This is a genomic window from Edaphobacter sp. (assembly GCF_035532915.1).
Taxonomy (GTDB): Bacteria; Acidobacteriota; Terriglobia; order Terriglobales; family Acidobacteriaceae; genus Edaphobacter.
In genome coordinates this window covers 1-7,181 of record NZ_DATKQC010000311.1, presented here as the reverse complement: position 1 = coordinate 7,181, position 7,181 = coordinate 1, and the positions used below count along the sequence as shown (strand labels likewise).

General features: G+C 58.7%; 9 protein-coding genes. 3 read left to right on the top strand and 6 right to left on the bottom strand.

What is annotated here, in order from left to right; translation table 11 throughout:
• A partial coding sequence (locus VMU57_RS14730) for a TIGR03435 family protein (protein WP_325384715.1) occupies window positions 1-313 on the top strand: 313 nt, incomplete at its 5' end.
• Window positions 314-322: 9 nt separating this feature from the next.
• Here the strand turns inward: VMU57_RS14730 and VMU57_RS14725 are convergent.
• From VMU57_RS14725 to VMU57_RS14715, 3 genes are all read right to left on the bottom strand, one after another.
• Window positions 323-772 (bottom strand): rhodanese-like domain-containing protein, encoded by a 450-nt coding sequence (locus VMU57_RS14725; protein ID WP_325384713.1) that lies wholly within the window; start codon window positions 770-772, stop codon window positions 323-325.
• Between the two features lie 61 nt (window positions 773-833).
• Window positions 834-1,109, bottom strand: coding sequence for a hypothetical protein (locus VMU57_RS14720; protein WP_325384711.1), 276 nt, complete (start codon window positions 1,107-1,109; stop codon window positions 834-836).
• 155 nt (window positions 1,110-1,264) lie between these two features.
• The gene (locus VMU57_RS14715) at window positions 1,265-1,519 is read right to left on the bottom strand and encodes a hypothetical protein (protein ID WP_325384709.1); all 255 of its coding nucleotides are present in this window, start codon (window positions 1,517-1,519) and stop codon (window positions 1,265-1,267) included.
• Window positions 1,520-1,609: 90 nt separating this feature from the next.
• Here VMU57_RS14715 and VMU57_RS14710 point away from each other — a divergent pair, with 90 nt between their 5' ends.
• Window positions 1,610-2,704, top strand: coding sequence for a sialidase family protein (locus VMU57_RS14710; protein WP_325384707.1), 1,095 nt, complete (start codon window positions 1,610-1,612; stop codon window positions 2,702-2,704).
• 7 nt (window positions 2,705-2,711) lie between these two features.
• Here VMU57_RS14710 and VMU57_RS14705 read toward each other — a convergent pair whose 3' ends face one another.
• The gene (locus VMU57_RS14705) at window positions 2,712-3,242 is read right to left on the bottom strand and encodes a hypothetical protein (protein WP_325384705.1); all 531 of its coding nucleotides are present in this window, start codon (window positions 3,240-3,242) and stop codon (window positions 2,712-2,714) included.
• Between the two features lie 133 nt (window positions 3,243-3,375).
• A complete protein-coding gene (locus tag VMU57_RS14700; protein WP_325384703.1) occupies window positions 3,376-4,425 on the bottom strand; it encodes a DUF2235 domain-containing protein in 1,050 nt (349 codons plus the stop codon).
• A gap of 162 nt (window positions 4,426-4,587) precedes the next feature.
• Here VMU57_RS14700 and VMU57_RS14695 point away from each other — a divergent pair, with 162 nt between their 5' ends.
• A complete protein-coding gene (locus tag VMU57_RS14695; protein WP_325384701.1) occupies window positions 4,588-5,637 on the top strand; it encodes an AI-2E family transporter in 1,050 nt (349 codons plus the stop codon).
• Between the two features lie 81 nt (window positions 5,638-5,718).
• Here VMU57_RS14695 and VMU57_RS14690 read toward each other — a convergent pair.
• The coding region (locus tag VMU57_RS14690) for a GDSL-type esterase/lipase family protein (RefSeq protein ID WP_325384699.1) at window positions 5,719-7,181 on the bottom strand (1,463 nt) is incomplete at its 5' end.

Here is a 7,181-nt window from a genome sequence, read left to right as displayed (position 1 = left end):
CGTCTATCCCCAGCGCATCCTGCTGCCCGCACGCAACACCACCATGGGCGAGTTCACTTCTCTGCTGCAACGCGCCGTGCTCGACCGCCCGGTCGTGGACAAGACCGGCATCACCGGCAAGTACGACTTCGACCTGACATGGGCTCCCGACAACTCTCAGTTCGGGGGAGGGGTGGCAGCGGCCTCGCCAGATGCCCCCAGCCCTCCCTTCTTCACAGCCGTCCAGCAGCAGCTCGGCCTGAAATTGGTAGCAACCAAAGGCCCAGTAGACGCGCTCGTCGTCGATAAGGCGGAGCGCCCCACAGATAACTGATCGAACAGACTAAATCTCTGTATCCAGCCGAAACGCATCTCTATAAGGCACGACCGGATATCCCTTCGCCTTCCACGCGGCCAGCCCGCCGCGCAAAACCTTCACTCGCGAAAAATTCAGGCTCAGCGCCCTCTGCAAAATCTCCCGGCTGGTCTTGTCATCGGGACAGGTGCAGTACACCACCGCATCCTCTTCCCTCGGAATCAGCAACGGATTCGCCAATACTTCCTTCGGCGGAATCCGCGTCGCTCCCGGAATCAACTCCGAGTAAGCCAGCAGGTCCAGGGGCTGACGAACATCGAACACCCGCAGTTTCTGGTTTACCGTCAACAATTCATGCAACGTCTCCGGCTCAATCGAATGCTCTTCCAACTCGCGCCGTGCCCGGGCACGCTTAATTCTGCTGCCAACAAATAGGGCAAGACACAATGCCCCAACGCAGATAACAATCAGAGCCATTCCCTTTCCTCCTTGCAGTCGTACCTATCTGATTCCCCAGAAAACCAGAAGGATTCGTCAATCAAACCGCTGCCTTCCTGCCTCTGGCCCGCTGCAGAATCGTCATCGAAAGATAGGCCCCGATCCACGACCCTACGGCCGCAAAGCAAACATACACCCAGTTCTTCGTATAACTGATGACGGCAAAAGCCGAAAGCAGATACCAAACACTGCTCCAAGTCGCCGCAGGCACCCGCCTCTTCGCCGACACCGCCGAGTTGAACATCACATAAACCGCATCCGTGGCAGCAGTAGATACCATCACACCGCACGCCAGCCACGCATCAAGACGCACCATCGTCCATACCTCCTCTATCAATTTTCAGGGGAGCCCAATATTAGCCTTCGCCAACGCCGTCAGGATACCCCTTAAGAACAATGTGCCCATATCTCAGGTTGAGATATGGGCACATCGACCCAAAAAAGATCGCACGCTTTGAATCAGTACAACCGTTACTGCGGAGGAGTAGCCGCCTTTGCTGCTTCCCGGTCTGCCTTGTCCTGCGCCTTATCGGCCTTCTTCTGCGCCTTCGTCCTCACGGCCTTGCGCTCGGCCTTGTCCGCCTTCGCCTGGGCCTTGTCTGCTTTATGCTGTTGCTTCAACTGCTTCTGGGTCTGGTGCGTCTCATCAACATTTGTCTGTGCGAAACCCGATCCCGCCAGCACGAACGACAGCGTAAGCGCAGCGGCTAACTTGTAAAATCTCATCGTCATCCCTCCTTACGATTATTTTGGATGGCAAACAGCTCCCGAACGGTGGCCCGGCATCTCCCTATGGCCTTGTGATACCCATTAACCATGGCGAGCATACATTGGCCGAATCCGCGCCGCATCACTCTTCTCCTCGTTCTCATCATCCTTCTCCCCCTTGCGCACGCGGAGCCCGCCGCAATCTCCAAAGAATTCATCTACACCTCAGCGCCCTTCCCCTCCGCGCACGCCTCAACCCTCGTCCAGCTGCGCAACGGCGATCTGCTCGCCGCATGGTTTGGCGGAACCCACGAGAACGCGCCCGACGTCGCCATCTGGGGCTCGCACCGCACCGCGGGCCACTGGACCGCGCCCTTCCTGCTCGTTCGCGAACCCAATATCGCCTGCTGGAACCCCGTCCTCTTTCACTCCGCCGACGGCAAGCTATGGCTCTATTACAAATTCGGCCCCAGCGCCCGCACCTGGACCGGAGCCCGCATCGTAAGCAACGATGACGGCAAGTCCTGGTCGCAGCCCGAACATCTTCCCGCCGGTCTCCTCGGTCCCACCAAAGATAAGCCCCTCGTCCTACCCGACGGCACCATCGTCAGCGGAACCTCCGTCGAAAGCTACTCCTCCTGGGCCGCATGGATCGACCACAGCACCGACAACGGCAAAACCTGGCAGAAGATCGGCCCCATCACCGTGCCATCACAGAGCTCGACTCCGCAGCAGCCTCCCATCGACGCAAAGGAGCACATCCACGGAATCATTCAGCCCACCGTGGTATCGCTGGGCAAAAAGCATCTCCGCCTCTACGCCCGCTCCACCTCAGACATCGCGCGCGTCTGCGTCGCCGATTCCTTCGACAACGGCCTCACCTGGACCCAGGCCCACCCCATCGACCTCCCCAACCCCAACTCCGGCATCGACGCGGTCGGCCTTCGCGACGGGCGTATCGTCCTCATCTTTAACAACAGCACCAAAGACCGCACCCCGCTCAACCTCGCCATCAGCTCCGACGGAGAACACTTCAAGATCTTCGCCACCCTCGAAGACCAGCCCGGCGAATACTCCTACCCAGCCATCATTCAGGATAAAGACGGCAATCTCGACACAACCTACACCTGGAACCGAAAGCGCATCCGCTACGCTTCCATCCCTCTACCCCGCCCGAAAACCGCGCACCACGACGCGCCATGAGCAGCAGCTAATCCACTTTCTTGTCGCCGTTCTTAGGCAGCTCAAGATAGACGAGACCGAAGCGCGTCCCTGCCGAGTGAGAGTCATCAATGCCCACAATGCGAAACTTATGTGGAGAGCCAGCGCGAATCTCGTGCCCCGAAGAAGAGTACGAGTTTGTACCTCCGTTATCTTTCAGATCGCAAGTCAACCCGCTGCGCGTGATGGTGAGTGAACCCACAGGCTTGCCGTGGTTGCACTCCAGAACCTCTCCATAATGCGAGAGCGGTTTGCGGTAGAAATCCAAAACCTGCGCAGGCGAATCCTTCGTCACATAATTCGCGGCTATCAGGCTGAAGTGAATATCCCCCACGGTAAGTCCGAGATCGCCTCCGGAATCGTCGTCCCCATCTGTATAGAGAGCGGCTCCGGGATAAGCAGGCAGGCCGACACTCGCCGCGCTGGCATGAGAGTTGGCATGAAGCTCCAGATTGGTATCCGAGTTCTGTCCAAAAGAGCTTGCACCGCCGCAAAACGAGATGGCACTCAACAAAGTCATCGCGCATACAACCGAACTGAATCGAACTCGCAGAGGCATAAACATCCTTTCCACAACCGAGGTATCCATCGACACATCAGATACGCCGTCACGAAGAGGAATGTTCCATAGCCCCCGCAGCATCCCTCAAGGTTCAGGCCAGCACATCCACCACCTGGTACCCCTTCAGCTTCCCATTCGATGTCACGGTCAGATTCTCCGGGCGATACACTGCCACGTTGTCCAGTCGCATCTGCACCGTATTGGCCATCACCGCATTGTCCGGGACCTCGCGATGTTCCGGGATGCCCCACGGAACAACTTTCCATTCGTCATGGGCCGAACCCTGTGCATTTTTAGCATCGATCTTCAGATACTTCCCCATCGCATCGTCGCTGAACACAAGCCCGCACTTGATCGCGTTCCTCATCATCCAGCCCAGGGTAATCTCCGATAACTGGCAATCGTCGTAGCCGCCGCCGATATCGCAGTGCACACCTGAAAACCACACCTGCTGCACCTGATCGTCATTGGCCCGCGGCGACCCATCCTTATTTGTCCACAAAGTAGGCTTAAACTGCGCACGCCGCTCGTCGATGCAGACCGCATGATAGGCGTTCTTGACGCACGGATGCAGCGACGTGTCCAGAAAGCCATACTTATTCTGATGCAACACACTAAATAGCATCCCCGGCACACCCAGCGCCCCCACCGTGTCCCACACGCCAATCATCCGCACGTCGGCTTCGGCCAGCCCATACTCCGTATTCAGGTCCGCCTTCATGCTGGCCCGCAGCTTCGGATCGGTCTGCCGGTAGGCGGCGAAGATCTTCTGCACCGTCATATTGTCGAAGTTCTTATTGGGCACGCCGAACCCTGCGATCATCCCGCCCAGGCTGCGCGCCGTGTACGCGCCGCGACTGAACCCGAAGATGTAGATCTCGTCTCCCGGGTCCCAGACATAGGCGAGAAACTCGTACCCGTCCTGCACCTTCTGAAACAGACCGTCTCCCATAGCGCCACCGGCCAAGTGGTCGATCGGTGTGCCATCGGTTCCCACTCCGCTGTCGTAGTAGCGCATCTGGTCGGGAGTATCGGCCAGCGCGCAAAACAGCTTGCGAACATTGGTATCGTTTGCGAAAGCGCCAATGCCATGCGACGAATTCCACGTGCCATCGGCGCAAATGATGATCTTCTTTGCCATCTCATCCTCCTGCTTCGGGGCCCGAGAAAAATAATCTTACCTCGCCAGGCACTGCAGTTGAGATAAATTAGCTGAACAACACGCATCTGCCACCAATCGCAGTCCGAAGCATCCTACTCATAACACGATCACGCTAGTCACTAACCTCTTGGAGCAGAACGAATGCCGTCCAGCGACGAAGAAACGACATGGAAGCAGATCACTTTCTATCTTCTGACCCTTGCCATCCTCATCGTCTGCGGTCTTCTGCTTTATCCCTTTTTCACGGCCATCCTCGGAGCCATCGTCCTGGCTGTCATCACCCAACGCCCTTATGACTGGCTGGCCTCAAAGATCAGGCACCGCTCCACCGCTGCCACACTCGCCGTCATTCTGGTGATGCTGGCCGCCATCGTCCCCGGCTATTTTCTCGCACAGAACATAGGCAAACAGGCTCTAACCGCTGTCAGCGCCTTGCGTGACAACGCCACCCAGCAGAGGTTCAGCGAATATATCGGTGACCATCCTGCCCTCGCCTCCCGCATCGAGATCACCTCCGGCTCCATCGACCCCGGCCACGCCGCTCAGACCACCGCCGCCTATATCGGCAGCAAACTCGCCGGAGTTCTCGGAAACTCCTTCCGCGCCATCACCCAGATGGTGATCATGATGTTCGTCCTCTTCTTCCTCTTCCGCGACCGACACCTCGCCCTGGCCTTCCTACGCTCTCTTCTGCCTCTCCGCGAAGACGAAAGTCACGAACTCCTCGAAAGGTTAGGCGACACCATCTTCGCCACGGCCCTCGGCAGGCTGGCCGTCGCCGGAGTGCAGGGCGTCCTCGCCGGCCTCGCCTTCTGGGTACTCGGAGTTCCCGGGATCATCCTCTGGGCCTTCTCCACCGCCGCCTTCGCCATGATCCCTGCCTTCGGAGCCTTCCTTGTCTGGGGTCCCATCGCTATTTACCTTGGATTCTCGGGGCACTGGGGAAAAGCGTTGCTCCTGGCCATCTGGGGAGGCGTCGTCGTCAGCACCATCGACAACTTCCTCTATCCCATCCTGGTCGGCACACGACTGCGCAGCCACACCGCGACCATCCTTATCTCCATCCTCGGTGGCATCGCCGTCTTCGGCATCACCGGAGTCATCCTCGGTCCAGTCGCCTTCACTATCGCCGGCACCCTGCTCGAATTCTGGCGCGCCCGCACCCACCCGACAATTGAACTCTCAAACTAACCTTCCCCAACAATCACTTCGCAGCCACCGAAGGCGTGGGCTGCCCCACCACATCCGGCCCCAACTCCACCTGCATCCGAACTAAGCTATCGGCAACCATGCGTCCAAACAGCGCCTGCCCTTCGCATTCAAATGGGTCCGGTCCAGCTTCGTCGGCCCCTTGCTCTCCGCTTTCGCATCGGGATGGCCACTGGCATCAAAATCATCCGCCTGCGACTGCGTCATCTTTTCCAGCAGCTTTACCGACATCGCGTTCAGGTCAACAAGAGTTACATCTTCCTCCATGGCCACACGCTTCGCCGCATTCGCATAAGCAGTCAGGTCCTGCACCAGAACTCCATCCTTATAATTCCGCCGCGACAGAGAAGTCACAATGACCGGTACCGCCCCAATCGCCCGCACGTCCCCTATATAGCGCCGTAGGTTCGCCGCGTATGTCGTATCCGGATCGGTCGCCCTCGCCACATCCTTCTTCTGATCATTGTGCCCAAACTGGATCAGGTAATAATCCCCTCGATCCGCCAGCGCCTTCGCCCACGCTCCCTCGTCGATAAAGCTCTTCGAGCTGCGCCCATTCAGCGCCTCGTTCACGCAGGTAACGTTCGCAGTCATGATCGCGCAAAAGCCCTTGCCCCATCCACCTCCGGCATTCACGGTCGAATCGCCCACCAGCACAATCTTCACCGGGCCGCCGCGAATCACCTTCATCGCCTTCACGCCTGCCGGCGGAAGCACCGCCGCCTGCGGCCGCACATACTGCCGCAGCGCCGGAACCGCCTTCCCCATATCGACGGCCACGATCCGTCCAAAAACATAGCTCCCCTGCCAGTTCAAATGCGTCTTGTCGAAGATCGTCTTGCCGTCCTTGTCCTTCTTCGTAATCGCCAGCCCATCTCCAGCCTTCTCGCCCACACGGTCGAGGTAGGCGATGCTGTCCCGCTGCAGATCGATCACCGGAACCTTCATCTCGGCAGCAACCTTCTTCATCGTCTCCGCGTGCGCCGTCAGGTCCGAGTGAATCTTCCCGTCCGCGCCAAAGTACCTCCGCGTCAGCGGGGTCACCAACACCGGCTTGATACCAGCCGCTCGCGCCTCGTTCACAAACCGCCGCAGGTTCGCCTCATACTCCGCCATCGTCGTCTGCCGCGGCAGATGGTCCGCCGACTCCATATCGTTATGCCCAAATTGGATCAGCATGTAGTCCGGCTTCGTCTCCAGGCTCTCCTGCCACAACCCCTGCTCACGAAACGTCTTTGTGCTCGCCCCACCCTTGGCCATATTCACGCAGTCCACCGCCGCCGTCACATTCGCGCAAAATCCGCGGCCATACCCCGCGTTGTTCGTCTGCGTCGAATCGCCAATCAGATCAATCCGCACCTTCGTTCCCGGAGCCCGCTGCGCTGCCGTCGCCGCGTCGAAGAGTCGCGGCGGATCGCCCTGCGCCATCGCTACCCCAGTCATCACGCAAGCCGCAATCAAAACTTTGGTCCAACCACTATTCACGAAATTACCTCTCGCCGGAAGTCTACTGCATCGAGCACCTC

Bases quoted from the DNA above. Each gene is read 5' to 3' on its own strand.
- VMU57_RS14720 (WP_325384711.1), bottom strand. From the start codon at position 1,109: ATGGTGCGTCTTGATGCGTGGCTGGCGTGCGGTGTGATGGTATCTACT.
- VMU57_RS14705 (WP_325384705.1), bottom strand. From the start codon at position 3,242: ATGACTTTGTTGAGTGCCATCTCGTTTTGCGGCGGTGCAAGCTCTTTT.
- VMU57_RS14695 (WP_325384701.1), top strand. From the start codon at position 4,588: ATGCCGTCCAGCGACGAAGAAACGACATGGAAGCAGATCACTTTCTAT.
- VMU57_RS14700 (WP_325384703.1), bottom strand. From the start codon at position 4,425: ATGGCAAAGAAGATCATCATTTGCGCCGATGGCACGTGGAATTCGTCG.
- VMU57_RS14715 (WP_325384709.1), bottom strand. From the start codon at position 1,519: ATGAGATTTTACAAGTTAGCCGCTGCGCTTACGCTGTCGTTCGTGCTG.
- VMU57_RS14710 (WP_325384707.1), top strand. From the start codon at position 1,610: ATGGCGAGCATACATTGGCCGAATCCGCGCCGCATCACTCTTCTCCTC.
- VMU57_RS14725 (WP_325384713.1), bottom strand. From the start codon at position 772: ATGGCTCTGATTGTTATCTGCGTTGGGGCATTGTGTCTTGCCCTATTT.